The following is a 25,399-nucleotide window of genomic DNA, read 5'->3' on the forward strand; positions in this document are numbered from 1 at the left end:
GCGCGCATCGTCCAGATAGCGCTGGCCCGCTTCCCGTCACGCGCACATGGCGCGTGGTGCGGTCCAGCAGCTTGACCGCCAGCCGATCCTCCAGCGCAGCGATGGCGCGCGTGACGGCCGGCGGCGACATGCCCAGCCGCCGCGCGCCCGCAGCAAAGCCCTGCTCTTCAGCCACGGCGACAAATACGGTCATCAAATAAAGTCTGTCCATGACTATCTCCCCTTGCGCGATTTCGGCAGCAGGGCCGGCGCACGTTCGGCCATGAAGTCGATGAAGTGGCGCACGCGCAGCGGCATGCGCGTGCGCTGCGCGTAATACATATAGACACCGCCGCCGGAGGCCACCTGCTGCGGCAGCAGCTGCACCAGCCGGCCCGTATCGAGATCGTCGCCCAACATATAGAGGGCGAGCTGGCCGATGCCCACGCCCGCGCGCACGGCCTGCACTTCGCTTTCGGCGGTGTTGAAGCTGGCCACGCAGGGGATGTCTTCATAGATGGTGCCGCCCTCGCCTTTCAGCTCCCACGGCAGCAGCCGCCCGGTGTTCGGGTGGCGGAACCCGGTGCAGCGGTGCTTGTGCAGGTCGCCGATGTGCTTTGGGGCGCCGTGGCGCTCTATATAGCTGGGCGCCGCCACGATATTCAGGGCGATGTCGCCGATATGGCGCGCGACCAGGTTGCGCTCGGGCGGATTCCCGGCGCGGAAGCCGACGTCGATTTTGGCCGAGATCAGGTCCGTGAACTGGTCGGCCAGTTGCAGGTCGAAGTGGGCTGCCGGGTACTGCTGCTGGAATTCGGCGATCAGCGGCGCCAGCACGATGGTGCCGAGCGACGTGGGCGCCGCCACGCGGATCAGGCCATCGACGGCTTCGCGGCTGTTCTGGATATTGTCCAGCGCCTCATCGAGCAGGCGCAGGCCGGGGTTGGCCAGTTCAAACAGGCGCTGGCCTTCGTCCGTCAGGCTCAGGCTGCGCGTGGTGCGGTGGAACAGGCGCACGCCCAGGTAATCCTCCAGCTGGCGTATGGCCTTGCTGACCGCCTGCGCGGAGAGTCCGGCTTCCACGGCGGCCTGGCTGAAGGAGCCGGCCTGCACAACGCCGATGAAGATGGTGATGACGCGGGCTTTGTCCATGCAAATCGATTTACAACCAAAAGGTGAAAATCAAACATCTTTCCTATGGCTAGTGTAGCAGGTCACGGGCGCCTACACTTCCCTCATCCCAATCACATTCCTCTCTTAAGGAGAAACATCATGGCAAACAAAGTCTGGTTCATCACTGGCGCTTCCCGCGGTTTCGGTTCCCTGTTCGCTCGCGACGCCCTGGCGCGCGGTGACTATGTTGTGGCGACGGCGCGCAATGCGCAGAGCGTGACCGAGACCCTGGGCAAGCACCCCAACCTGCTGGCCGTGAACCTCGACGTGACCAAGGAAGCCGCCGCCATCGTCGCCGCGCAGCAAGCGATAGAGCGCTTCGGCCGCATCGACGTGCTGGTCAACAACGCCGGTTACGGCCTGCTCGGCGCGGTGGAAGAAGCTTCCGCCGACGAAGTGCGCAAGCAGTATGAAACCAATGTCTTCGGCCTGCTGAACGTGACCCGTGCCGTGCTGCCCCAAATGCGCAAGCAGCGTAGTGGCCATGTGATCAATATTTCCTCGATCGGCGGCTACAGCGCCTACTATGGCTGGGGCGTGTACGGCTCGACCAAGTTCGCGGTGGAAGGCTTGAGCGAAGGCATGGCGGCGGAACTGGCGCCGCTGGGCATCCATGTGACCGTGGTGGAGCCGGGCTTCTTCCGCACCGACTTCCTTGATGCGACGTCGCTGGTCAAGACCGGCCTGGTGATCGAAGACTATGCGGAAACCGTGGGCGCGATGCGCACCTTCGCGGAGGGCGCGAATCACCAGCAGCCGGGCGATCCCGCCAAGCTGTCGCAGGCGATGATGAAGCTGGTCGATGCCGAAAAGCCGCCGGTGCGCCTGCAATTGGGCAGCGATACCGTGGCCCGCGTGCGCGAAAAAGAACCGCTTCGTTGAGCAGGAGATGACGCAGTGGATGGACGTGGCGCTGTCCACCGACTTCGAGCCGGTGAAGCAGGCCGCTTAATGTCTCCCGCCCGCGCCGGCCAGCAGGTCGGCGCGGGGCATGCCCCATTGTGGGACGCCCTGCGGGCAGGCACGCTTTCCTGGGTCCGCCATTTCCAGCGTGGTAAAGTTGCCGCGCGGGGTGGCGGCGAAGCGCTGGTCGCTGGCCACTTCCCTGTCCACCTGCGGGATGCGTGCAAAGCGCAGCCAGGCATTGAGTTCGCAGTTACCGGCGGCCAGCTCGCGCAGCGTGGCCAGGCTGCCTTCCCAGTGCGATTCGCCGCCGCCGCGCGACTGCAGCGCCGGCGGGCAACCTTCGACCGGCAGCCAGCCCGGCGCGATGCTGATGGTGCCCCGCCGCAGCCGGTAGGTAGCGGCGGCCTCGTTGGCTTCCACTGAAGCGTAGGACCAGCACAGAGGCTGGGCAGGGAAGGCGGTCATGGCGATGTCCACCACGCGCGACGACGGGTCAAGGGTGGCGAGATGGCGCGTGAGCTGGGCGCGTCCAGCCTGCGAGGCAGCGAACTGCACGCCGACGAAAGCCACGCAGATCGCCAGCGCCAGCGCGAGCGCGCGGCGGCTGTGCATGTGCATGATGCGCAGTACGGCAATGGCGCCACCCAGCGCCGCCAGCGCTTCGAACGATCCCCAGTTCAGGAAGCCGTGCATGGCGAAATACGCCAGTGCCGCGAACAGTCCCGCCACCAGCACCCAGCGCGCCCGCGAATGGATGGACAGTGCCAGCGGCACGCCAAACGCCACCCAGAACACTGGCTCCACGATGAAGACCATGTCGCCGTAGTACCAGTCCGGCTCGAAGGGATAGAAGGGGTGGACGCCGTAGGAGTTCAGGAAGTCCATCGTAATGTGCAGCAGCAGGCCGGCGGCGGTGGCCAGAAACAGGCCCGTGCGCGCGGGACGGCTTTCGCGCAGCAGCATCCTGGCGTTCGGCCACAGCGCCCATAGCACGGCCAGCAGCAGCATGGCTTGCGGCAGCAGGTAAAGCAGCGTGTGCGTGTGTCCGCGGTGGTGCAGCAGGTAGCCGAGCGGCGGCGGCAACTGATGCGTCAGGACGAGATCGAGGTCGGGGAAATTGCTGGCCAGCGCGCAGGCGGTCAGCAGCAGTCGGTGGCGGGTTTGGTGGCGCGCGTTGCTGGCCTCGGGCAGCAGGCTGCGCTGAATCAGCTCGCCGACGCCCAGGCCGACGAACGTGTGGGTAATGTTGTCCATTTGCACAATGTTACCCCACAAAAAACCAGAGGCATAAATCAGGTGGCTGCCACGGTGTGGCAGCCACCAGGTTCACGCCGTGGGTTTTTAATGCTGGACTTCTACTCCATGCCAGAACGCGATCCGATTCTTCAACGTTTTCGCCGCATCCGATGGCGTCGGGTAATACCAGGCTGCATTACCGTTCACCTGCCCATCCACCACCACGTTGTAGTAGCTGGCCACACCCTTCCACGGGCACATCGTCGTATGAGCGCTATCCTGCAGAAATTCCTTCTTCACGCGCTCCGGCGGGAAGTACACATTGTGCTCGACGATCTCGACTTCGTCGGCAGACGCTTCGGCGATTACCACGCCATTCCATGTTGCCTTGGGCATACCCTGATTCCTTTAAGTGTCAACCTTCCACCCTGTTGCGGCCATTCTGCTTGGCCAGGTACAGCGCCGCGTCGGCCTGGCGCAGCAGGTTGTCGGCGTCGTCGATGTCCATATGGTTGAAGGACCCGATCCCCAGGCTGGCAGTGACTGGCACCTTGCGGTCGCCGTCCATGTGCACCTGAGCCTCTATCCTCGACCGCAACGTTTCCGCGAACTTGCGCGCGCCTTCCGGCGGCGTGTTCGGCAGAAGGATACACAATTCTTCGCCACCGTACCTGCCCGCGACGTCAATTACCCGAACATTTTCGCGAATCAGCCTGCCGATCCCGGCCAGCACCTCGTCGCCGACGATGTGGCCGTGCTGGTCGTTGATCTGCTTGAAATGGTCCAGGTCGACCATCACCGCCGACAGCGGCGTGCGGAAGCGGCGTGTGCGCGCCACTTCGAATTTCAGGCGGTGCATCAACGAGCGGCGGTTGTGCAAGCCTGTCAGCTCATCGGTGGTCGCCAGCAGTTCCAGTTCACGCAGCGACTCTTTCAGTGCCTTTTCGTTGGCGCGCAGCTCGATCAGGCACATCACCTGGCGCGCCAGGCGGCGCAACATGTCGTGCTGGCTGGTCGAGAGGCAGCCTGGCTTGGTGTTCATTACGCACAGGGTGCCGATCGCATAGCCGTCGCTGGACGTCAGCGGCACGCTGCTGTACATGCGCATGAAGGGCGCTTCCAGCGTCAGCGGCATCTGGGCGGTGCGCGCATCCTTGGTGAGGTCGCAGATTTCGGTGGCGTCGTCGCCCAGCACGGCCAGCGAGCAATAGCACTGGCCACGCGGCAGCTTGCCCAGCTCCAGCCCGGTGAAGGACTTCACATAGGCCTGTTCGGCATCGACCAGAGTGATGAAGGCATAGGGCACGTCGCAGACCTTGGCGGCCAGTTCGGTGAGGAAGCTGAAGTCTTCGGTGGACGGCGCGTCCAGCACGTCGTAACGGTGCAAGGCGGCCAGGCGGTGCTTGTCGTCCGGCGGACGCGGATAGGAATGCGTAAAGATCTGTTCTGCGGCTGCCATGAGCCTCTCCCTGTGTAGCGTCGTCGCGCTTCTATGTGGAATCTGTGAGCTGCTGGTGCTACAACTGACAGTATATCGCTAACGGGAGAGGTTGCAACTGAGATAAGAATGTTATTTCAAGGCTACTATTTGCTTTAGCGCCTGCTCGAACGCCTCGGGTGGTTGCCCACCGGAAATCAAGTGACGCTCGTTGATGATGATGGCTGGTACCGAGTGGATACCGTTGCGCTGATAGAAGCGCTCCGTTTCGCGCACTTCCTCGGCGTAGCGTCCGGATGACAGCACTTCGGCAGCCGCTTCCTTGTCCAGCCCGACTTCGCCGGCGACGCGCACCAGCACTTCGTGATCGCTCGGGTCCTCGCCCTTCGTGAAGTAGGTTTCCAGCAGTGCGTGCTTCAGCTGGCCCTGCTTGCCCTGCTCGCCGGCCCAGTGCAGCAGCCGGTGGGCGTCGAAGGTGTTGTAGATGCGGGTACGGGCGCCCTGGGCGAAATCGAAGCCCACGTCGGCGCCGCGCTGGCGGATCATGTTGCGGGCCTGTTCCTGCTGTGCTGGCGTGGATCCGTATTTCTGCTGGATGTGCTCCACGATGTCCTGGCCTTCCGGACCCATGGCAGGGTTCAGCTCGAAAGGCTGGAAGTGGATGTCGGCCTTGACCTTATCGCCAAGGCGGTTCAGTGCGGTTTCGAGAGAATGCAGCCCGATCGCGCACCAGGGGCAGGAGACATCGGAAACGAAGTCGATACGGATGGGAGTGTTCATGGCCAGCTCCAGCTATTGCGGAGCTGGCATTCTCGCACAATGTGCGGCGCGGCGCTGTCAGACCTTCTTCTTGCCCTTGGAGCCGATGCGGCTTTCCTTGCCCGCGATCAGATCGCCGATGTTCTTGGCGTGGCGCCAGATCAGCAGACCGCTCATCACCAGCACCGCGAACATCTGCGGCTGGCGCCGAACAGCAGGCCGTAGTAGAACGGCGCGAAGATGGACGCCACCAGCGCGGCCAGCGAGGAGTAGCGGAAGGCGTAAGCCACCACCAGCCAGGTCACCAGCGTCGCCACGCCCAGCCACACGTTCAGCGCCAGCAGCACGCCCGCCGCTGTCGCCACGCCCTTGCCGCCCTTGAACTTGAAGAACACCGGCCACAGGTGGCCGACGAAGACGGCAATCGCGACCAGCGCGATCGTAGCGTCACCCGCGCCCAGCTGGTCGGCGAAATGGATGGTCAGCCAGACGGCGATCCAGCCCTTGAACGCATCGCCAATCAGCGTCCAGATCGCCGCGCCCTTGTTCCCGCTGCGCAGCACATTCGTCGCCCCCGGATTGCCCGAGCCATAAGTGCGCGGATCATCCAGCCCATAAAACTTGCTGACGACAACGGCAAACGAAATCGAGCCGATCAGATAGGCGGCAATGGTGAGCAGGACTGTATTCATGTTTCCCCTGAATAATTATCTTTTTATCATTTTGGGGTCAGGCACGAAATGCTACACGAGCTCATGTAACAAAACGTGCCTGGCACCGGATGCGCATTGCGCGGCGGCAGCGACTATACCGGTCAATCGGCCAGCGCGCAATTCACCGGTTTGGCGGACAGGACGTCGGTCAGCACGCGCGGCTGGATGCCGACCAGGAAGCCGCGGCGGCCGCCATTGATATAAATCGTTTCTAGTCCGAGGATGCTTTCCTCGACGTAAACCGGCATCGCTTTCTTGGTGCCGAAGGGCGAGGTGCCGCCGACCATGTAGCCGGAATGGCGCTGCGCCACCTCGGGCTTGCACGGCTCGACCGATTTGCAGCCGATATTGCGCGCGAGATTTTTCGTCGACACCTTGCAGTCGCCGTGCATCAGCACAATCAGCGGCTTGGCCGCTTCGTCCTGCATCACCAGGGTTTTCACGACGTGGTGTTCGTCCACGCCCAGTTCGCGCGCGGACACCGTGGTGCCGCCGTGTTCTTCATATTCATAAGGGTGCTCGGAGAACGGAACCTTGTGCTTGCGCAGCAAAGCCGTCGCCGGAGTTTCGGAAATGTGCTCTTTTTTTGCCATGCCGTGATACGCTAAGTGCTCAGGAAGGAGTTTCTCATTATGCAGGAAGAAATTCGCTTTGCCACCTTCAATGTCTGCAACCTTGCCCCGCCGGGGGCGAAACTGTACGACAATCTGCTGCCCCTGTCCGAAGCCGAATACGATGCCAAGGCCACCTGGATCGCCCACCAGCTGGACCAGCTCGATGCGGACGTGATCGGCTTCCAGGAAATCTTTTCCCAGGAAGCGCTGCGCGACGTCCTGTCCCGCACCCAGAAATACCGCGACGCGGTTCACGCCGGCTTCGATCCCGATCCCCGTGCCGACCGCCTGACGCCCAATGTGGCCCTGGTCTCGCGCCTGCCGCTGGCGGGCGAGCCAACCGTCTATGCGAATTTCCCTGAGGACGTGCCCAGCGATTCCGGCGGCCCTGATTTCGACCGTTTTGCCCGCGCGCCCCTGCATGCCCAGGTAGTGCTGCCCGGCGAACGCATCGTGGATGTGATCGTGGTCCACCTGAAATCGCGCCGCCCCGATTACCGCAGCGGCGATTCGGGCGACGATCCGCTGCAATTCGCCATGGCCAGCCTGCGCTCCCTGGTGTGGCGCGGCACCGAGGCGGTAGCGCTGCGCGTGATGCTCAGCAAGTTGATGCGCGAGTCGCGCCGGCCTTGCATCGTTCTCGGGGACTTTAATGACACGGCGGATGCCGTGACCACGACCATTGTCCTGGGCAACGGCTCGAATATGCTGGGGACCGAGGAGCGGCGAGGACGCTTATATGACGCGAACCAGATCCAGCTTAGACAGGATCATTTGCGGCATGTGGGGTATACGAGCATTCATGAGGGACATTATTCAACCATCGACCATGTGCTGGTGTCGGAGGAGTTCAATCCGTCCTCGCCACGCGCGATTGGGGAGGTGGTGGATGTTTCGTATTTTAATGATCATTTGCGGCAGGAGAGGCCGGAGGCTTCGGATCATGGGCAGGTGCTGGTGCGTCTGCGGCTCCGGTAGGCACGGCGGATCAATGATCCGCCCTACGCGCCGTGGCGGATCGTACGGTTTCGGCCCGAAGGGCTGTAGGGCGGATCATTGATCCGCCGTTACGTGATCCGCCAGGAATCCTTGATAAAGGTCACAGCCCAGTGAACGCAGTAGCTCCAGCTGCTCCGGCTTCTCAACCCCTTCCGCGATCACGGTCATGTGCATGCTGCGCGCCATGGCGATGATGGTGCGGATGGCGGTGGCATCGGTCTCGCCGTGCATGAAGGCCTGGGCGATCTTCAGCTGGTCGATCGGATAATCCTTCAGTTGCCCCAGGCGCGAATAGCCCGTGCCGAAATCGTCGATCGACAGCCGCACGCCCAGCTTGTGCAGCGCATCCAGGATTTCGGCGCCGCGCGCGCCGCTGTGCATGATGATGTCCTCAGTCAGCTCCAGCTCCAGGAAGCGCGCCGGCAGGCCGGACACCGCCAGCGTATCGCGCACACTCTCCAGCAGCCCCTTGTGCAGGAACTGCGCCTTCGACACATTCACCGACACCACCAGCTCCCTGCCCTCCTCGTGCCAGCTGCGCGCCTGCCGGCAAGCCTCGTGCATCACCCAGTTGCCGATGCCGACCATCAGCCCCGCATCCTGCGCCACTTCAATGAAGCGCTCGGGCAGCAGCAGCCCCAGCTCCGGATGACGCCAGCGCAGCAGCGCTTCCATGCCCACCACCTCGCCTGACTGGATGCTGATCGCCGGCTGGAACACAAGCTCGAACTGCTGCTCGGCCAGCGCACGGCGCAAGCCGTTCTCCATGCCCGCCCGCTCCACCACGCGCGCATTCATCTCGCTGCTGAAGAATTGCACGGTGTCGCGTCCGCCCTGCTTGGCGTGGTACATGGCAATGTCCGCATGCTTGAGGAGGGAATCTATGTCCGTGCCGTCGGCCGGGTACATGGCGATGCCGATGGACGTGGAAATGTGGAGCACATGCTCGTCCAGAACAAATTCCTGCTCCACGGCGCGCAGCACCGTTTCCGCCACATGGGCGGCGCTCGCCGCGCTGCCGATATTGGTGAGAATGATGATGAATTCATCGCCGCCATGGCGGCTGACCGTGTCCTGCTCGCGCACGCATTTCACGAGCCGCCCCGCCACTTCCTTTAGCAGGCGGTCGCCAAGCGAATGGCCGAGGGTATCGTTGATGATCTTGAAGCGGTCCAGGTCAAGGAAGAGGATGGCCAGCTGCTCGCCGCGGCGGCGCGCCGAAGCCAACGCCAGGTTGAGACGGTCCAGCAGCAGCACACGGTTCGGCAGGTCGGTCAGGAAATCGTGTTCCGCGAGATGGCGCGTATGCTCCTCGCTCTTCTTGCGCTCAGTGATATCGGACAGGATGCCCATATAGTTGCTGACCCGCCCCGCACCGTCGCGAATGGCCGTGATACTGACCCAGGCCGGGAACAGCGCGCCGTCCTTGCGCCGTGCCCAGGTCTCGCCTTGCCAGTGATCAGTTTCATCGATGCGTTTCCATACTTCGCGATAGAAATTTTCATCTTCCAGGCCGGTACGAAAAGCGCTGACCGGTTTGCCAAGCATGTCTTCGACGGCGAAACCGGTCATGGTGGAGTACGCGTGATTGAGGGCGATCACGTGACGCCCGCGGTCGGCCAGCACGATGGCATCCTGGCTGTTTTCGAAGACCTGGGCCGCCAGGTGCAGCGCGCGTTCATTCTGCTTGCGCGCGGAAATGTCGCGCACCACTGTATAGAACAGCTGCGGGTGGTCAAGGCCGATCGCCGTCAGCAGGACCTCGGCCCAGAACTGTCCGCCTTCGCAATCGACATAGCACCATTCGGCCCGGCTGTTGCCATGCTCTGCCGCGCGCAGCACCATTGCCGCGGCGGCGGGCGCGGAGGCGGTGCCGTCCGGCTGTTGCAGCGGCGAGAAAATCCTCCAGCCGGCGCCCGCACAGGCGCACAGCGCTGGCGCATTTGAACAGGGCCACGGCGGCCGGATTGGCTTCCTCGATCACGCCATCGCGCAGCAGCAGCACGGCGTCGCTGGTGCGCGCGAACATTTGCTCGAAATGGCTGGCGACTGAAAGCATAGTGTCGCTGCCCGGCCGGCGCGCGGTGACGTCCACGTCCATGCAGACGATCTGGTCAAGGTGGCCGCCGTGCGACACGGGTATCTTCACCGAGGCCAGGCACAGCTCCCGTCCACCGGCCGTGCGCACTATCCAGTCGCCCGCCGGCCCCACACGGCCGCTGCGCCACACTTCCGCCAGCAGGCGGTCATGCTCATCCTGCCGCTCGCCACGCGACAGCAGCTCAGCCAGCTTGCGGCCGACCACCTGCTCGCTGGGCAGTCCACACAATTCCGCGCAATACGCATTACAGAAGCGCACCACGCCATCGCGGTCGATGCTGCACACGGCCACCAGCGGCGTCGACTCCAGCGCCGAAACCATGTGACCGACCAGCTCCAGCGCCGTAAGAGCGGGAGAGACCGAAGAGCGGGTAGCTGGAAGATAGTCTGACGGGCCCATTTCATCATTGTTGCCGCTCCCCTGCAATACCCTTTGACCTAAATCAATAAGAGCGCTTCATCCTTGCTTTCTGCATTTCATCCGTCGCTTTTCGCGCTTCATCGCATACCCGTGGTTGCTTCCCTTGTGAATACATAAAGTGTCACCATCCCATTCCGCAGGCAGCGGCCAACTCTTACAAATGAGTCAATAATGAAAGCAATAACCCTGCCCCTGAAATCCCGTCCCCGCTGGCGCGCGCCCCTGATCGGGGTAGTGGTGCTGGCCCTGGCGGGCGGAGGATGGACTGTGATGAATGCACAGCCCAAGTCCCCCGCAGCGCAACCGGCGGCCAAGGCCGCTCCCAAAGACCCCGTGTATGAGCTGGCCAGCGCCGATGTGACCGCTATCAGCACGCGTTCGCTGGCCGTCAGTCTGCCTCTGTCCGGCTCCCTGGCGCCGGTGGCGCAGGCGACCATCCGTTCCAAGGTATCCGGCGAAGTGCATGAATCCGGCGTGCGCGAAGGCACGGCCGTGCAGGCCGGCCAGGTGCTGGTGCGGCTCGACCAGGCGGACCTGAAGGCGCGCCTGCAACAGCAGCAGGCCATGATGGACGAGGCCCAGGCCAAGCTGGAGCTGGCGCGCAAGAACGAAAACAATGCGCGCACACTGCTGGGGCAGAAATATATATCGCAGACCAATTACGATGGCATGTCCAACTCGGTCGACCTGGCCCGGGCATCCGTCAAATCCGCTTCCGCCATGGTGGAAATCGCCCGCATCGCGCTGAATGACAGCGTGATCCGCGCCCCCATCAGCGGAATCGTCGCCAAACGTCATGTTCAGGCGGGCGACAAAGTCGCGCCTGACATGCCTGTCTACACCATCGTCAGCCTCAACGAACTGACGCTGGAAGCCCAGGTGCCCACCACCGAAATCCCGCGCGTAAAGCCGGGCCAGGAGGTCCACTTCAAAGTGGACGGCTTCGCCGGCCGCGACTTCACGGGCAAGGTGGCGCGCATCAATCCGACCACCGAAACGGGCTCGCGCGCCATGCTGGTATACATCAGCGTGGCCAATGCCGACGGCGCCCTGCGCGGCGGCATGTTCGCCAAGGGCAGCATCACCACCGAGCGCAGTGCGGAAGCGCCGGTCGTGCCGCTGGCCGCGCTGCGCGAGGAAAACGGCAAGCAGTTCGTCTACCAGATCGTGGACGGCAAGGTGGTGGCGCGCCCAATCACCATTGGCCTGCGCAACGAGGATGAAGGCTATGTGCAGGTGACCGAAGGCGTCGCCAGCGGCGCCAACATCATCATCGCCAAGCTGGAAGGCGTGAAGCCGGGCGCGAAAGTGAAGATGTCCACCCCTGCCGCCAGCACGGCGCAGAACAAGCCGGCGTCGCCGGTGCGGGGCTGAGGCCATGTGGATCACCAAGATCTCGATCCGCCAGCCCGTCTTTGCCACCATGGTGATGGTGGCGCTGATGGTGCTCGGCATCGCTTCCTATAAGAAGCTGGGCGTTGAAAGCATGCCCAATGTGCAGTTCCCCTTTGCCGCCATCGAAGTGCAGTATCCGGGCGCTTCGCCGGAGGCAGTGGAGAACGACATCACACGCCCCATCGAAGACATCGTCAACACCGTCAGCGGCGTGAAGACCATCCGAGCCAATTCCTGGGAAGGCAAGTCCGGCGTCTATGTCGAATTCGAATTGCGCACCAATATGGACCGCGCCATGCAGGATGTGCGCGACAAGATCGCCCTGGTGCGCCCGCGCTTCCCGCGCGAAGCGAAGGACCCCTTCATTGCGCGCGCCGAGGGCGAGAACGACCAGCCCATCGTCCACCTGACCATCAGCTCCGATACGCGCAGCCTGCGCGAGCTGTCCACGATGACGGACCAGATCCTGGCCAAGCGCTTCCAGGGCGTGCCCGGCGTCGGCCAGGTGCGCGTGTTCGGCACCACCAAGCGCCAGCTGCAGGTCAGTCTGAAGCCGAATGAAATGACGGCGCATGGCGTGGGCGTGGATGAAGTGATCCGCGCCATCCAGAACTCGAACACCAACCTGCCCGCCGGCCGCATCACCCACGATGTGCACGAAGACCTGGTGCGCGTGGAAGGCAAGCTGAAAGACGCCGCCGACTTCAACAAGATCATCGTGGCGCGCCGCGCCAATGGCCCGGTCTACCTGGACCAGGTGGCCGAAGTGTTCGACGGCGAGGCAGAGGAAGAATCGATCTCGCGCGTCAACGGCAAGCGCGCCATCTCGCTGCAGGTCACCAAGGTGCAGGATGCGAACGTGGTTGAAGTGGGCCGCGGCATCATCAAGGTGGCAGAAGAAATGCAGAAGACGCTGCCGCCCGATATCAAGGTGCGCGTCGTCGATTCGCAGTCTGACCGCGTGCAAAGCCAGGTGGACAACGTCAAGCGCACCATCATCGAAGGCGCCGTGCTGACGATGGTGATAGTGTTCCTCTTCCTGCACTCCTGGCGCTCGACCATCATTACCGGCCTGACCCTGCCGATCGCCGTGCTGGCCAGCTTCATCGCCATGAAGGCCTTTGGCTTCACGCTGAACTTCCTAACGCTGATGGCGCTGTCCCTGTGCATTGGCCTGCTGATCGACGATGCCATCGTGGTGCGCGAGAACATCGTGCGCCACCTGGGTTTCGGCAAGCACCACCGCCAGGCGGCGGAAGACGGCACCAATGAAATCGGCGTGGCCGTGATGGCGACCACTTTTGCGATTGTCGCCGTGTTCGTGCCGGTGGCCTTCATGGACGGCATCATCGGCCGCTTCTTCCTGCAGTTCGGCGTGACCGTGGCCGTGGCCGTGATGGTGTCGCTGTTCGTGTCATTCACGCTGGACCCGATGCTGTCCTCCGTATGGCACGACCCGGTCAAGGACCGCTTCAAGTATGTGCCCTGGCTGGGCCGCATCATGGAAGGCATCGAGCACCAGGTGGAGAAGCTGCACGTCCTGTACGGCAAAGTGCTGGCGATTGCGCTGAACTGGCGCAAGTCCACGCTGGCGATTGCCTTTGCCGTCTTCGCGGGCAGCCTGCCGCTGGTGCCCAAGATCGGCGGCGAGATGTTCCCGGAAACGGACCAAGGCTGGATTAATCTCGTGTTCAAGGTGCCGGTCGGCTCCAGCCTGGAATACAACTCGGCCAAGACGCTGCAGGTCGAACAGATCCTGAAGGCGGAGTTCCCGGAAATCGACACCATGCAGTCCAACGTGGTGACCTGGCAGGGCCGCCACACCTCCGAGATCAATATGCGCCTGACCGACGCGCACAAGACGCATCGCCGCACGCAGCAGCAGTTGGAGAAAGCCATGCGCGCAAGGCTGGCCTCCGTGCCGGGCATCACGATGTCCGCCGGTAACAAGCCGATCTTCATCGCCATCCTCGGCACCGATGAAGCAAAGCTGGATGCGACCGCGAAGGAGCTGATGGAGAAGATGCGCAAGATCCGCGGCGTGGCGGACCTGGAATACAGCCAGGAAGGCGCCAGCCCGTCGACCATGATCAAGATCAATAATGAACTGGCCAGCGACCTTGGCCTGACCGTGCAGCAGATCGGCGCCGCCATGCGTCCCTTCGTCGGCGGCGAGCAGGTGAGCTACTGGCTGGCGAAGGATGGCCAGAATTATGAAGTCAACGTGCAGCTGCCGAAATCGGGGCGCCAGCGCGTGATGGACCTGGCCGACCTGTCGATCGCTTCCAGCAAGACCGATGCGAATGGCAACCCGGTCATGGTGCCGCTGCGCCAGGTGGTCAGCTTCGTTCCCTCGTTCAGCCCACAGGTGCTGAAGCGCCAGGCCCTGCAGCGCCGCGTGGCAATCTTTGCCGCCACCGAAGGCCGTCCTGCAGGCGATGTCGATTCCGACGTGAAGAAGGCGATCGACTCGATCAAGCTGCCGGACGGCGTGCGCTTCGACGTCGCCGGCAATGCGCAGCAGATGGCCGAAACGATGAACGGCGCCATCACCGCGCTGAGCATCGCCGTGATCTTCATCTACCTGGTGCTGGCCTCGCAGTTCGGCAGCTTCCTGCAGCCGATCGCGATCATGATGTCGCTGCCGATGTCCCTGATCGGCGTGCTGGTGGCGCTGCTGGTGACCGGCTCCACGCTGAACGTGTTCTCCGTGATCGGCGTGATCATGCTGATGGGCCTCGTGACCAAGAACGCCATCCTGCTGGTGGACTTCACCAACCACGGCCAGCGCGACGGCATGAGCCAGCGCGACGCCATCATGGCCGCGGGCCAGGTGCGCCTGCGTCCGATCCTGATGACGACGCTGGCCATGATCTTCGGCATGCTGCCGATGGCGATCGGCATGGGCGACGGCGGCGAAACGCAGGCGCCGATGGGGCGCGCCGTGATCGGCGGCGTGATCACGTCCACCTTGCTGACCTTGGTGGTGGTGCCGGTCGCATACACATATCTGGATAGCTGGGCAAGCGCGTACGGCGCTGGCTGCGGCGCAACAACCCGGAAGCCGGTCCGGTTGCAGTGGAAAAGGACAACGTGGCCGAGGTCGCGTAACCGGTTCGCCCGAGCTGTCCACGCGCTGCGCGGACGTAACGGCGGCTTTATTCTCTGATGGGGTCAGGCACGAAATGCTACACGGGCTGAACCGTGGCACACGGTTCAGCCCGTGTAGCATTTCGTGCCTGACCCCATTGGCATTTATTCGGGCGCGGTGGTGTCGGTTTCGCTCGTTTCGTAGCCGGCTTCATCGGCCTCCTGCTCGGAGGCGGGATGGTGCTTGGCTTCGAGCTTGCGCTTGGCCTTCTCTTCCTGCTTGCGCTTCTTTTCCAACTCGCGCTGCCGTTTTTCGTACTGGAAATTCGTCTTCGCCATGGCTTTGACCTCCTAAGTCATACATTAGCGCAAATTTTCAACCGCGAGGATGATGTGCCGCATGTAAATGCTTCAGGCGCTCGCGTGCCACGTGCGTGTAGATTTGAGTAGTTGATATATCGGAGTGGCCCAGCAATAACTGCACCACGCGCAAGTCCGCTCCATGGTTGAGCAAATGGGTGGCAAAGGCGTGGCGCAGCGTGTGCGGCGACAAAGGCGCCGTAATCTCAGCCTTTTGCGCACATTTCTTCACAACCACCCAGAACATCTGCCGCGTCATCGGACCGCCGCGTCCGGTGACGAAGAGGGCGTCGTCCTGCTGGCCATCCAGGATGGCGCCGCGCGCTTCGCGCAGGTAGCGCTCGATCCACAGCCGCGCCTGCTCGCCAAAAGGCACCAGGCGGGTTTTCGCGCCCTTGCCCGTGATGCGCAGCACGCCGTCGTTCATGCTGAGCTCGAGCGTCTTCAGCGCCACCAGTTCAGACACGCGCAGTCCGCTGGCATACATCAGCTCCAGCATGGTGCGGTCGCGGATACCCAGCGGCGTGCGCAAATCGGGCGCCGCCAGCAGCGCTTCCACCTGCGCTTCGCTCAGCGTATTGACGAAGCGCAGCGGCTGCTTCGCAGACGATAGCTTCAGGCAGGGGTCTTCATTGATATGCTTTTGCCGCAGCGCCAGCTGATAGAAGCGCTTCAGCACCGACAGCCGGCGGTTGGATGAGCTGGCCTTGGTCTCTTCATGCCGGGCCGCGAAATAGGCGTCGATATCCGGCGTGGTCACGCTCAGCAGGCCGCCGACCGCAGGCCGCGCCACTTCGAGCCAGCGCGCGAACAGGCGCATGTCGCGCCGGTAGGCATCCAGGGAATTTTTCGACAGCCCATCCTCCAGCCACAGGCTGTCGACGAACTCGTCGATCAGAGCAAGGTTGTCTGCTGCCATTGATACTCTTGGTGGCCCTCATGCGCCAGCAGCCAGCGCTTCACACCCAGCGTGAAACCGTTCTGGTCATCGTCGCCCGCAAAGCCGCCCAAGCCTTGCGCGGCCGTCACGCGGTGACAAGGAATCACCAGCGGGAAGTAATTGGCGCCGCAAGCCTGGCCCACGGCACGCGGATGCGAACCAAGGTGCTTCGCCAGCTCGCCGTAGGTACGCAGCTCGCCGCGCGAGATTTCGCAGATGGTATCCCACACGCGGCGCTGGAAATCGCTGCCGAGGCGGGCCAGCGGCAGGTCGAACCGGAAGTCGGCGTCCGCACAGTAAGCGAGCACTTGCTGCGCCGCTTTTTCCGACAGCGCATCGGCCGGCGCCTTCTCGGCATAGCTGCCCGGCAGGTAGAACAATTCAGTCACGACCGCGCCCGCGGTACGGATGCCCATGGCCCCGAAAGGCACATGGACGATGGCGGAAAACAGCTCGCTCGCCTGTTGTATTCTGGTCACATTCACTCCACTCGACACTGTGGTATTGATGCTACAGCACCCGGCCGCGGAGGGCAAAAAAAAACGCACCGATGGGTGCGTTTTTAAATTTGGTCGCGGCCCCGGCCGTTTAGCCCCGCTAAGGCGGTGGTCTAACGGCATTACTGTGAGCTGCGTCGTCTCCTCAATATATCCGCGGTATTGGCTACCGTTGTTATGTACCACTCCCCACTAACTTACGTATTCGTTGCTACCTTGGTGCATTTTTATATTCGTTCTGCACCGTTTGGGAGCGACGCCATCATAACTGATCTGTCACAGAATTTGTCCACTTTTCTTTTTTTGTTGTTATTGAAATGCAATTGTCGCCGCGACCATAAAAACTGTGGTAAACCCGCGTCAACATAGTAGTAACCGCAATTGCCAACCCTTGGGCAACAATAATAAGTTTGTGACAAGCCCGGAGCCCTCCGGGTTAAAACTATAAAAGATGTGAGGAAGACCCCCATGTTTATGAAAATCCTGGACCATCTGGAGGAGTGGATCATCGCCTTCCTGATGGGCGGCGCTACGCTGATCATTTTCCTATCGGTGGCCCACCGCTACGGCACCGGCCTCCCCATCCCCGGCGTGCAGGACTGGCTGCTCTCCCTGCATTTCGAATGGGCGCAGGAACTGGCCATCATCATGTTCGTGTGGATGGCCAAGTTCGGCGCCGCTTACGGCGTGCGTAAAGGCGTCCACGTGGGTGTGGACGTGCTGGTCAGCCGCCTGCCAACCGAGTGGCGCAAGAACACCACCATCATCGCGCTGGTCTGCGGCATGCTCTTCACCGGCATCATCGGCACGCTGGGCCTGCGCTTCGTGTGGGAGAACGGCATGCACCACGCGGTCTTCAGCCTGTTCCACATCGAAACCGACACGCCCGAAGGCCCGACCACGCCGGATCTGGAATGGCCGACCTGGTTCGTCTACTCCGTGGTGCCGATGGGCTCCTACCTGATGTGCTTCCGCTTCATCCAGGTGCTGGTCACGTTTGTCCGCACCGGCGAAATGCCGCACCAGGATGAATCCGAAGTCGAGGGCCTGGACGATATCGAGGAAGACCCGCTCTTTGCCACCGTTAAGCCAGGCACTGGAGGTGCGCGATGAGCTCCCACGCACATGATGTAGTCCCGATGTCCAAACAGCGCGCGGGCGCGTGGCTGCTGGGCATTGCCGCGATCCTGCTGGCGATCTGCGTAGTCGGCGGAAAGGTCGGCATCGTCTTCGCGCTGCTGATTGCGCTGATGCTGACCGGGATTCCGGTGTCCATCGCGCTGGGCCTGACGGTGCTGATGTTCATGTACCTGCTGACCCAGGTGCCGGTGGAAGCGGTCGCGCTGAAGCTGTTCAGCGGCATCGAGAAGTTCGAGATCATGGCCATCCCGCTGTTTATTTTGGCCGGTAACTTCCTGACCCACGGCGGCGTGGCGCGACGCATGATCGCCTTCGCCACCAGCATGATCGGCCACTGGCACGGCGGCCTAGCACTGGCGGGCATTATTGCCTGCGCGATGTTCGCGCTGGTCTGCGGTTCGAGCGTGGCAACGGTGGTGGCGATCGGCTCCATCATCCTGCCTGCGATGGTCAAACAAGGTTATCCGAAGCAGTTCGGCGCGGGCGTGATCATCACCGCAGGTTCGCTGGGCATCCTGATGCTGCCGTCGATCCCGAAAGTGATTTACGCGATTTCGACCAACACCTCGATCGGCGCCCTGTTCCTGGCCGGTCTGTTCCCCGGCATCCTGCTGACGGTGATGCTGTGCACCACCACCTGGGTCCTCGCGAAGAAGAACAAGTATCCGCGCATGCCGAAGGCAACGTGGGCCATGCGCTGGAAGGCTTTCCGCGACAGCGTGTGGGGCCTGATGCTGGTGATTATCATCATCGGCGGCATCACCTACGGCATCTTTACGCCGACCGAAGCAGCTGCCATGAGCGCGGTGTACGCCTTCATCATTTCGGTCTTCGTGTACAAGGACATGCCGCTCGCGAAGATGCCCGAGGTGCTGAAGAAGTCGGCCAGCCTGAGCGCGATGCTGCTGTACATCATCACCAACGCCGTGCTGTTCTCCTTCCTGATGGCGCACGAGAACATTCCGCAAGCGATGGCGGACTGGATCCTGTCCAAGGATCTGGGCCAGGCCGGCTTCCTCTTCTTCACCAACATCCTGCTGCTGTTGGCGGGTAACGTGATGGAGCCGTCGTCCATCATCCTGGTGATGGCGCCGATCCTGCACCCCGCGGCCATCCGCCTCGGCATCGACTCCGTGCATTTCGGTATCATGATCGACGCGAACATGGAAGTCGGCCTGTGCCACCCGCCGGTCGGCCTGAACCTCTACGTCGCCAGCGGCATCTCCAAGATGAGCATCTCCGAACTGACCGTCGCCGTGATGCCCTGGCTGCTCACCATGCTCGTGTTCCTCGTGATCGTGACCTACTGGCCCGGCCTCTCCCTCTGGCTCCCGAAAGCCATGGGCCTGATGTAATCTCCTCCCCCGGCGGACGCGCCCTCCCCAGCGCGTCCGTCTCTTCATTTTCATCGATCAATTCAATTCGTGTTACAGCGTAGGGCGGATCATTGATCCGCCGTGCGTGAATCGCCACCGACCTCACACTTGCCTTGTCGACGGGTGCGTAACGTGCCCTCTTCCCTAATTCGTCATTCGCTACCGGAATCATGATCGCCCCGTTTCATCGAATGACAGAATGACTAAGCGGAAGCGTTAAACACACGTCCAGCGAACTTTGACCGCAACTTCAAGAACCGCGGACTGAGCAGGCAACGGCGGATCGATGATCCGCCCTACGCTGCAACACAGATCATCCGGCCTGTGCCCGAATGGGCACAATTTTGATGGGAATTGATACGCCGCAAGGGATTTGTGCTCAGTCGGGACTAGGCTGGACTTTCATTTTCTCGTCCGGAGTCTTAAATGCCCAATTACCGCCGGCTGCTTCATCCGGGCGGCAGTTATTTCTTTACTGTGGTGAGCGAACAGCGCCGGCCGGTGCTGACGGCGCCGCTCTTTCGGCGCACTTTGCGCCATGCGATCAGCCGCGTGCGGTCACGCTATCCGTTCGAGATTGTGGCGTTTGTGCTGTTGCCGGATCATTTGCACACGATCTGGACTTTGCCGGATGGTGATAGCAATTTTCCCTTACGCTGGCGGCTGATCAAGGGGTTGGTGACGTATCAGACTAAGTGGCATGAGCAGGTGTGGCAGCATCGGTATATTGAGCACGTGATCCGATCGGAGCGCGATTTCGAGCTGCATTTTGATTATTTGCATTGGAATCCGATGAAGCATGGGCTGGTCGAACGGGTAGTGGATTGGCCTTGGTCGACGTTTCATCGGTATGTCGCACAGGGCGTCTATACAGCGGATTGGTGTGGTGACGCTGGCACGGCGGATCAATGATCCGCCCTACGCTGTGGTGGCGGTTCGTGCAAATAAATAAGGGCAAGCGGTGGCTTGCCCTCGGGGTTGGCGCTGGAAGGATTACTTCGCCGCTTCCTTGTTGATGGCGCTGATCAGGTCTTTGCCGATGCGGTCTTCCATTTGCTTGTGGACCGGCAGCAGGGCCTTGCGCCATTCGGCTTGTTCGGCGGCGCTCAGGTTGTAGACGGTGGTCTTGCCGGCTTTCTTGATCGCTTCCAGGGCCATGTCGTTGTCGCGCTGGGCGATGGCTTTTTCGTAGGTGGTGGCGTCGCGCATGGCGGCTTCGAGCTGGCCGCGGATGTCGGCCGGCAGGCCGTCCCAGAACTTCTTGTTGACGATGACCGCGTAGCCCAGGTAGCCGTGGTTGGACGTGGTCAGGTGCTTCTGCACTTCATGCATCTTCTGGGTATACATATTGGACGGCGGGTTCTCGGTGCCATCCACCACGCCCGTCTGCAGCGCCTGATAGACCTCGGAGAAAGCCAGCACCTGCGGGTTGGCGCCGAGGGCACGCATCTGCGCGTCCAGCACCTTGGACGACTGGATGCGCATCTTCTGGCCCTTGAAGTCCGCTACCGTGTGCAGCGGCTTGTTGGCGGACATGATCTTGAAGCCATTGTCCCAGTAAGCCAGGCCGGTGATGCCCTTCGGCTCCAGCTTCTTCAGCAGGCCCTTGCCGATCGGACCTTCGGTCACGTTATACAGGGCAGTCTTGCTGGGGAAGATGTACGGCAGGTCGAAGACTTCGAATTCCTTCACGCCCAGGGGTCCGAACTTGGCCAGCGACGGCGCCAGCATCTGGACTGCGCCCAGCTGCAGCGCTTCCATTTCCTCTTTATCCTTGTACAGCTGGCTGTTCGGATAGACCTCGACCTTCACGCGGCCGTTGGTGTTCTTTTCCGCCAGCTGCTTGAAGCGCTCGGCGGCCTGCCCTTTCGGCGTGTCCGTGGCGACCACGTGGCTGAACTTGATAACGATCGGCGCCTGGGCGAACGCGTTGGAGGTAAGGCAGGCGGCCGCGCTCAAGGCGACCAGGATGGTCTTCAGTTTCATGGTGTCTTCCCCTGGAAAATAGATGGATTATTATTCTTACCATCCCATTCTGCAAAAGGCTATGGCGCACGGCAACTGTGGAAAACCACAATACAGCGGCGCCCAGATTTGTTTACTCTCGGACAATGCCTAATTCCGCCTCCACATTGAGCATGCCCCACCTGCCGCATCCGGTGCGCTGGCTGCTGCCCATCGTGATCGTGCTGCTGTTCATGGCCATCCTGATCTGGCTGCCCTGGCAGGCGCGCCAGATGGAGAGCAACGAGCGCCAGGAGCAGCTGATTGCCGACACCCTGTGGGTGGAGCAGTCGATCCGCTTCCAGCTGGCGCGCCACGAGGAAAGCTTGCGCGGACTGGCCAATGAAATCACGGCCGGCCACCTGTCCGACGAACAGCTGCACGTGCGCATGGAGCGCCTGCTAAAAAATGGCGCGGAGCTGAAGCGCGTGATGCTTGTTGACCCGGAGGGACGCGTGCGCGCCTCCAGCGAGCCGGCCCCGCCGGCCCGCGCTGCGCTGAGCGCCGCCTACCAGGCTGCCGCCGACCACGCCCGCCGCGCCCATTCGCCCGTCTACAGCCAGCCGGAAGCCCAGACCCAGAATCCGGCCGGCGCGCCGGGCGTGCTGATGATGGACCTGCATTATCCCGTCTACCGCGGCGACACCTGGCTGGGCAACCTGGTGGCCAGCTACCAGCTGTCCTCCATCCTGGACGAGCTGGTGCCCTGGTGGTTCGCCCAGGATAACCAGTTGTCACTACTGGACCGCGATGACAAGGTACTGGCCCGCCGCAGCGCCGCCGGCCCCGGTCACGGTGTCTACACCCACAAGCGCGGACTGGACCTGCCCGGCGTGTCCCTGACCCTGATGACGGACAGCGTGAAGTCCGAACCCAGGCTCCTGCCCAACCTGCTGGTCGGTTCGGTGATCGTCCTGTCCCTGGCCCTGTTATGGAGCCTGCTGGCCCTGTGGGGGCAGTATCTCCGCGCCGCCTGGCGGCCGAGGGCGCCCTGCGGCAGCAGATGTCCTTCCGCACGGCGATGGAGAATTCCCTGGTCACCGGCCTGCGCGCGCGCGACCTGGAAGGCCGCGTGACCTATGTGAATCCCGCCTTCTGCCAGATGGTCGGCTACACGGCCGAAGAACTGGTGGGCCGCTCGCCGCCCATGCCCTACTGGGCGCCGGACGTGATGGCCGAATACCAGCACCGCCTGGCCGGCGTGCTGGCCGGCGCCCACGTGCCCCAGTTCGAAACCATCTTCCAGCGCAAGGACGGCACCCGTATCCCGGTGCTGATCTTCGAAGCGCCGCTGGTGGACAACGAAGGCCGCCACACCGGCTATATGGGCTCCATCCTCGACATCACGGACCGCAAGCGCATGGAGGAACTGAACCGCGAGCACCAGGAAAAGCTGCAGGCCAGCTCGCGCCTGGCGACGATGGGCGAAATCGCGTCCATGCTGGCGCATGAGCTGAACCAGCCGCTGGCCGCTATTTCCAGCTACACCACGGGCGCGCTGAACCTGATGAAGCGCACCGAGGACGCCGGCGGCAATGCGCTCGACTGCGCCGTGCTTCGTCCCGCGCTGGAACAGGCCAGCACCCAGGCCCAGCGCGCCGGCCAGATCATCCGCAGCGTCCACGAATTCGTGAAGAAGCGCGAAGCGGAGCGCCAGGATATCGGCCTGCAGACCATGTTGGACAGCATCAGCGCCCTGATCGAGCTGCAGACCCGCCAACTCTACGTACAGATGCAGGTGGCAATTCCGTCCGACCTGCCGATGGTGCGCGCCGACCGCATGCTGGTCGAGCAAGTCCTGCTCAATCTCACCCGCAACGCCATCGAATCGATGGCCAATGTGCCGGCCGAGCGCCGCGTCCTGCGCATCGAGGCGGTGCACGACGCGGCGGCCGGACAGGTCGCGGTTTCCGTGATCGACCGCGGACACGGCATCCCCAAGGAAGTGGCGGAGCGCCTGTTCTCGCCCTTCTTCTCGACCAAGGCCGAGGGCATGGGCATGGGCCTGAACATCTGCCGCACGGCCATCGAATTCCACGGCGGGACGCTGACGCACCGCGATAACCCGCAAGGCGGTACCATATTCACTTTCACGCTGCCGGCGTCCGGCGCGGAACGGTAACAGATCACGGAGATTTACATGTTGCACATAGTCGATGACGAAGCAGTGGTGCGCGATGCGCTGTCCTGGCTCGCTTCCTCGCGCGGGATTCCCGCCGTGGCTTACGAGGGCGGCGACCGCTTCCTGGACTTCGTGGAGACCGGCGCCTTCGACGCGGCCGGCGACTGTGTGCTGCTGGATGTGCGTATGCCTGACATCAACGGCATCGCCGTCTTCGACCAGCTGGCCGCACGTGGCCTGACCGAGCGCCTGCCCGTGATCTTCCTGACCGGCCACGGCGACGTGCCGATGGCGGTCGACACGCTGAAGCGCGGCGCCTTCGATTTCTTCGAGAAGCCCTTCAACGACAACCAGTTGATGGACCGCGTGCAGGAAGGCCTGGCGCGCTCGCGCGAGGCGAGCAGCAAGGCGGAAATCCATGCACGACTGGCCACCCTGTCCCAGCGCGAGCGCGAGGTGCTGGATCTGATCCTGGCCGGCAAGATGAACAAGGTGGTGGCCGATGAACTGGGCATTTCCATGCGCACGGTGGAAGTGCATCGCGCGCACATCTTCGACAAGATGCAGGTGAAGACCGCCGTGGAGCTGGCGGGCCTGCTGAAGTAATAAAAACCCACGGCGTGAAACAGGTGTCAGCCACGATGTGGCTGACACCAGGGTTACGCCTTGGGTTCTAATCAGGCCGCGAGCTCGGTGCGATTGCGGCCGCCCTGCTTGGCGCTGTAGAGCGCGCGGTCGGCGCGCGATACCCAGGGCTCGTAGTGCGCTTCGTCCTCGCGCACCACGGCCACGCCAAGGCTGATCTGCATGGCGAAGCTCTCGCCCTCGTGCTGCACCGGTGTGGCAGCCACCTGCTGGCGCAGGCGCTCGGCGAAGCTGTGGGCGCCCTGTTCGTCCGTGTCCGGCAGCACAACCAGGAATTCCTCACCGCCGTAGCGCGCGGCGAAGTCCATCTCGCGCATCACTGACTGGATCACGGATGCCAGCTGGCGCAGGGCCGCGTCACCGGCCGGATGGCCATGACGGTCGTTGATGTCCTTGAAGTGGTCGATATCCAGCAGCACCATGGCCGAACCGTGGTGCGAGCGGCGCGCGCGCTGCCATTCGGCGGCCAGGCGGCGGTCGGCGGCGCGGCGGTTCAGCAGGCCTGTCAGGCCGTCCGTTGTGGCCAGGGTTTCCAGGTGCTGGTTGGCGCGGTGCAGCTCGGCCAGCAGGCTGTCCTGCGAATTCTGCCAGTGCCGGAACAGCTCATAGCCGAAGAAGGCGATGAACAGCACTATGGCCGCGAACACCCAGTAGAAGATCCACATGGTCTGGCGCAGCACGGCCAGCGCGTGCGCCGGCGAAGTCATGCCGCTGTGGCGCTCCGCCAACTCGATGGTCACGAAGCCGTAAATCAGCACGCCCAGCGTGACGGAAGCCAGCAGGCCGAGGATGGACTGGCGCGAGGAGGTATCGGTCTTACGCATCAGCTCCGGATGCGCCGCCATCCAGCGCTCGACGCGGGGCCACAACAGCGCCAGAAGTGGCCCGGCAAGGACCACGCTTTGCAGGAAGGCGCCCAGCCACCAGCCCTGCCAGATCGGCAGCAGCGCCGCCTCTTCCAGCCGGTTCGTATAGCTCCAGATCAGCGCTCCGCTGGAACCGAACACGCTGGAGATGAAGGCCAGCTGCACATAGAACAGCAGGGAATTCAGGCCGCGCAGGTCGCGCCGCATGGCGATGGCCTGGTAGCCGATGACCATGATGACCAGGCCAAGCGGGTTGGAGAACGCGAACAGCAAGGCCCACGGCAGCGGCATGCCCGCATACAGGGCCAGCGACAGCGTGGCGCAATAGGCGGGAATGGCGCCCCACCACCAGCCGAGAGTCAGCGTAAGCAGCAGGCAAACCAGCAGGGGCGGATAAATCGTGAGGTAGACGGTCACGCCGCCGAACTCGATGGGAATGCCGGACCAGCGCCAGATCACCATGCCCACGCCCAGCGCCGCGCACAGCACGAGCAGCGCCAGCCAGCCGCCCAGCAACCAGCACTTCTGGGCGCCGCTGCCATTGCGCCACAGGCACCAGGGCGACAGCTCGCGGTACACCGGCGGCGCGTGGGCATGTATTTTGTGCAAGATTGCTTCCCCTTCGT

At 62.8% G+C, this 25,399-nt stretch carries 20 protein-coding genes and 4 pseudogenes; 9 read left to right on the forward strand and 15 right to left on the reverse strand.

All coding sequences use genetic code 11. The features are described from left to right. Positions 1–85: 85 nt before the first annotated feature. Positions 86–211, reverse strand: a pseudogene (locus tag ACHMW6_RS29650) (LysR family transcriptional regulator); the annotation flags it as partial. 2 nt (positions 212–213) lie between these two features. Beyond that, positions 214–1,131: a LysR family transcriptional regulator gene (locus tag ACHMW6_RS29655; RefSeq protein ID WP_395402400.1), complete on the reverse strand. Its 918-nt coding sequence runs from the start codon at positions 1,129–1,131 to the stop codon at positions 214–216. 120 nt (positions 1,132–1,251) lie between these two features. Here ACHMW6_RS29655 and ACHMW6_RS29660 point away from each other — a divergent pair. Next, positions 1,252–2,104 (forward strand): annotated as a pseudogene (locus ACHMW6_RS29660) (oxidoreductase). Here the strand turns inward: ACHMW6_RS29660 and ACHMW6_RS29665 are convergent. The 6 genes and pseudogenes from ACHMW6_RS29665 to ybaK form a co-directional block, all read right to left on the reverse strand. After that, the gene (locus tag ACHMW6_RS29665) at positions 2,101–3,312 is read right to left on the reverse strand and encodes a metal-dependent hydrolase (RefSeq protein WP_395402402.1); all 1,212 of its coding nucleotides are present in this window, start codon (positions 3,310–3,312) and stop codon (positions 2,101–2,103) included. The pseudogene ACHMW6_RS29660 and the gene ACHMW6_RS29665 overlap by 4 nt on opposite strands. 87 nt (positions 3,313–3,399) lie before the next feature. Continuing rightward, positions 3,400–3,690, reverse strand: a complete 291-nt coding sequence (locus ACHMW6_RS29670; RefSeq protein WP_395402404.1) for a DUF427 domain-containing protein — start codon at positions 3,688–3,690, stop codon at positions 3,400–3,402. 19 nt (positions 3,691–3,709) lie between these two features. Next, positions 3,710–4,753: a diguanylate cyclase gene (locus tag ACHMW6_RS29675; protein ID WP_395402406.1), complete on the reverse strand. Its 1,044-nt coding sequence runs from the start codon at positions 4,751–4,753 to the stop codon at positions 3,710–3,712. 111 nt (positions 4,754–4,864) lie between these two features. Next, complete coding sequence (locus ACHMW6_RS29680; RefSeq protein ID WP_395402408.1) at positions 4,865–5,512, reverse strand: DsbA family oxidoreductase; 648 nt, start codon at positions 5,510–5,512, stop codon at positions 4,865–4,867. Positions 5,513–5,569: 57 nt separating this feature from the next. After that, positions 5,570–6,183, reverse strand: a pseudogene (plsY, locus tag ACHMW6_RS29685) (glycerol-3-phosphate 1-O-acyltransferase PlsY). Positions 6,184–6,305: 122 nt separating this feature from the next. Beyond that, the gene (ybaK, locus tag ACHMW6_RS29690; RefSeq protein ID WP_395402410.1) at positions 6,306–6,797 is read right to left on the reverse strand and encodes a Cys-tRNA(Pro) deacylase; all 492 of its coding nucleotides are present in this window, start codon (positions 6,795–6,797) and stop codon (positions 6,306–6,308) included. Positions 6,798–6,836: 39 nt separating this feature from the next. Here ybaK and ACHMW6_RS29695 point away from each other — a divergent pair, with 39 nt between their 5' ends. After that, positions 6,837–7,796, forward strand: coding sequence for an endonuclease/exonuclease/phosphatase family protein (locus ACHMW6_RS29695; RefSeq protein WP_395402412.1), 960 nt, complete (start codon positions 6,837–6,839; stop codon positions 7,794–7,796). A gap of 75 nt (positions 7,797–7,871) precedes the next feature. Here the strand turns inward: ACHMW6_RS29695 and ACHMW6_RS29700 are convergent, their stop codons facing one another. After that, positions 7,872–9,662: a putative bifunctional diguanylate cyclase/phosphodiesterase gene (locus tag ACHMW6_RS29700; RefSeq protein ID WP_395402414.1), complete on the reverse strand. Its 1,791-nt coding sequence runs from the start codon at positions 9,660–9,662 to the stop codon at positions 7,872–7,874. Continuing rightward, positions 9,553–10,239, reverse strand: a complete 687-nt coding sequence (locus ACHMW6_RS29705) for a PAS domain-containing protein (protein ID WP_395402416.1) — start codon at positions 10,237–10,239, stop codon at positions 9,553–9,555. Before ACHMW6_RS29705 ends, ACHMW6_RS29700 begins: the two co-directional genes overlap by 110 nt. 270 nt (positions 10,240–10,509) lie before the next feature. Between ACHMW6_RS29705 and ACHMW6_RS29710 the strand changes: the two genes are divergently transcribed. Continuing rightward, positions 10,510–11,712 (forward strand): efflux RND transporter periplasmic adaptor subunit, encoded by a 1,203-nt coding sequence (locus ACHMW6_RS29710; RefSeq protein WP_395402418.1) that lies wholly within the window; start codon positions 10,510–10,512, stop codon positions 11,710–11,712. Between the two features lie 4 nt (positions 11,713–11,716). Further along, a complete protein-coding gene (locus ACHMW6_RS29715) occupies positions 11,717–14,902 on the forward strand; it encodes an efflux RND transporter permease subunit (RefSeq protein ID WP_395402420.1) in 3,186 nt (1,061 codons plus the stop codon). Between the two features lie 86 nt (positions 14,903–14,988). Here the strand turns inward: ACHMW6_RS29715 and ACHMW6_RS29720 are convergent, their stop codons facing one another. Genes ACHMW6_RS29720 through ACHMW6_RS29730 form a run of 3 tightly spaced genes read right to left on the reverse strand, consistent with a single transcriptional unit; the run spans position 14,989 to position 16,539 of the window. Then, positions 14,989–15,162: a hypothetical protein gene (locus ACHMW6_RS29720; protein ID WP_395402422.1), complete on the reverse strand. Its 174-nt coding sequence runs from the start codon at positions 15,160–15,162 to the stop codon at positions 14,989–14,991. A gap of 37 nt (positions 15,163–15,199) precedes the next feature. Further along, the gene (gene xerD, locus ACHMW6_RS29725) at positions 15,200–16,102 is read right to left on the reverse strand and encodes a site-specific tyrosine recombinase XerD (protein WP_395402424.1); all 903 of its coding nucleotides are present in this window, start codon (positions 16,100–16,102) and stop codon (positions 15,200–15,202) included. Then, a complete protein-coding gene (locus ACHMW6_RS29730; RefSeq protein ID WP_395408747.1) occupies positions 16,078–16,539 on the reverse strand; it encodes a methylated-DNA--[protein]-cysteine S-methyltransferase in 462 nt (153 codons plus the stop codon). Before ACHMW6_RS29730 ends, xerD begins: the two co-directional genes overlap by 25 nt. 555 nt (positions 16,540–17,094) lie before the next feature. Between ACHMW6_RS29730 and ACHMW6_RS29735 the strand changes: the two genes are divergently transcribed. From ACHMW6_RS29735 to ACHMW6_RS29745, 3 genes are all read left to right on the forward strand, one after another. Continuing rightward, a complete protein-coding gene (locus ACHMW6_RS29735; RefSeq protein WP_395408749.1) occupies positions 17,095–17,733 on the forward strand; it encodes a TRAP transporter small permease in 639 nt (212 codons plus the stop codon). Beyond that, entirely contained in the window at positions 17,730–19,115 is a 1,386-nt protein-coding gene (locus tag ACHMW6_RS29740) for a TRAP transporter large permease (RefSeq protein WP_395402427.1), read from the forward strand. The genes ACHMW6_RS29735 and ACHMW6_RS29740 overlap by 4 nt, the downstream gene beginning before the upstream one ends. Positions 19,116–19,562: 447 nt before the next feature. Beyond that, complete coding sequence (locus tag ACHMW6_RS29745; RefSeq protein WP_395402429.1) at positions 19,563–20,048, forward strand: REP-associated tyrosine transposase; 486 nt, start codon at positions 19,563–19,565, stop codon at positions 20,046–20,048. Between the two features lie 81 nt (positions 20,049–20,129). Here ACHMW6_RS29745 and ACHMW6_RS29750 read toward each other — a convergent pair whose 3' ends face one another. Beyond that, a complete protein-coding gene (locus ACHMW6_RS29750) occupies positions 20,130–21,122 on the reverse strand; it encodes a TRAP transporter substrate-binding protein (protein ID WP_395402431.1) in 993 nt (330 codons plus the stop codon). A gap of 125 nt (positions 21,123–21,247) precedes the next feature. Here ACHMW6_RS29750 and ACHMW6_RS29755 point away from each other — a divergent pair. Both ACHMW6_RS29755 and ACHMW6_RS29760 read left to right on the forward strand, forming a co-directional pair. Continuing rightward, a pseudogene (locus ACHMW6_RS29755) lies at positions 21,248–23,262 on the forward strand (PAS domain S-box protein). A gap of 18 nt (positions 23,263–23,280) precedes the next feature. Continuing rightward, positions 23,281–23,868, forward strand: coding sequence for a response regulator transcription factor (locus tag ACHMW6_RS29760; protein WP_395402433.1), 588 nt, complete (start codon positions 23,281–23,283; stop codon positions 23,866–23,868). 71 nt (positions 23,869–23,939) lie between these two features. Here the strand turns inward: ACHMW6_RS29760 and ACHMW6_RS29765 are convergent, their stop codons facing one another. Further along, positions 23,940–25,382: a diguanylate cyclase gene (locus ACHMW6_RS29765; RefSeq protein WP_395402435.1), complete on the reverse strand. Its 1,443-nt coding sequence runs from the start codon at positions 25,380–25,382 to the stop codon at positions 23,940–23,942. Positions 25,383–25,399: the final 17 nt, after the last annotated feature.

It is taken from the genome of Pseudoduganella sp. UC29_106, assembly GCF_044055365.1.
Taxonomy (GTDB): Bacteria; Pseudomonadota; Gammaproteobacteria; order Burkholderiales; family Burkholderiaceae_D; genus Rugamonas.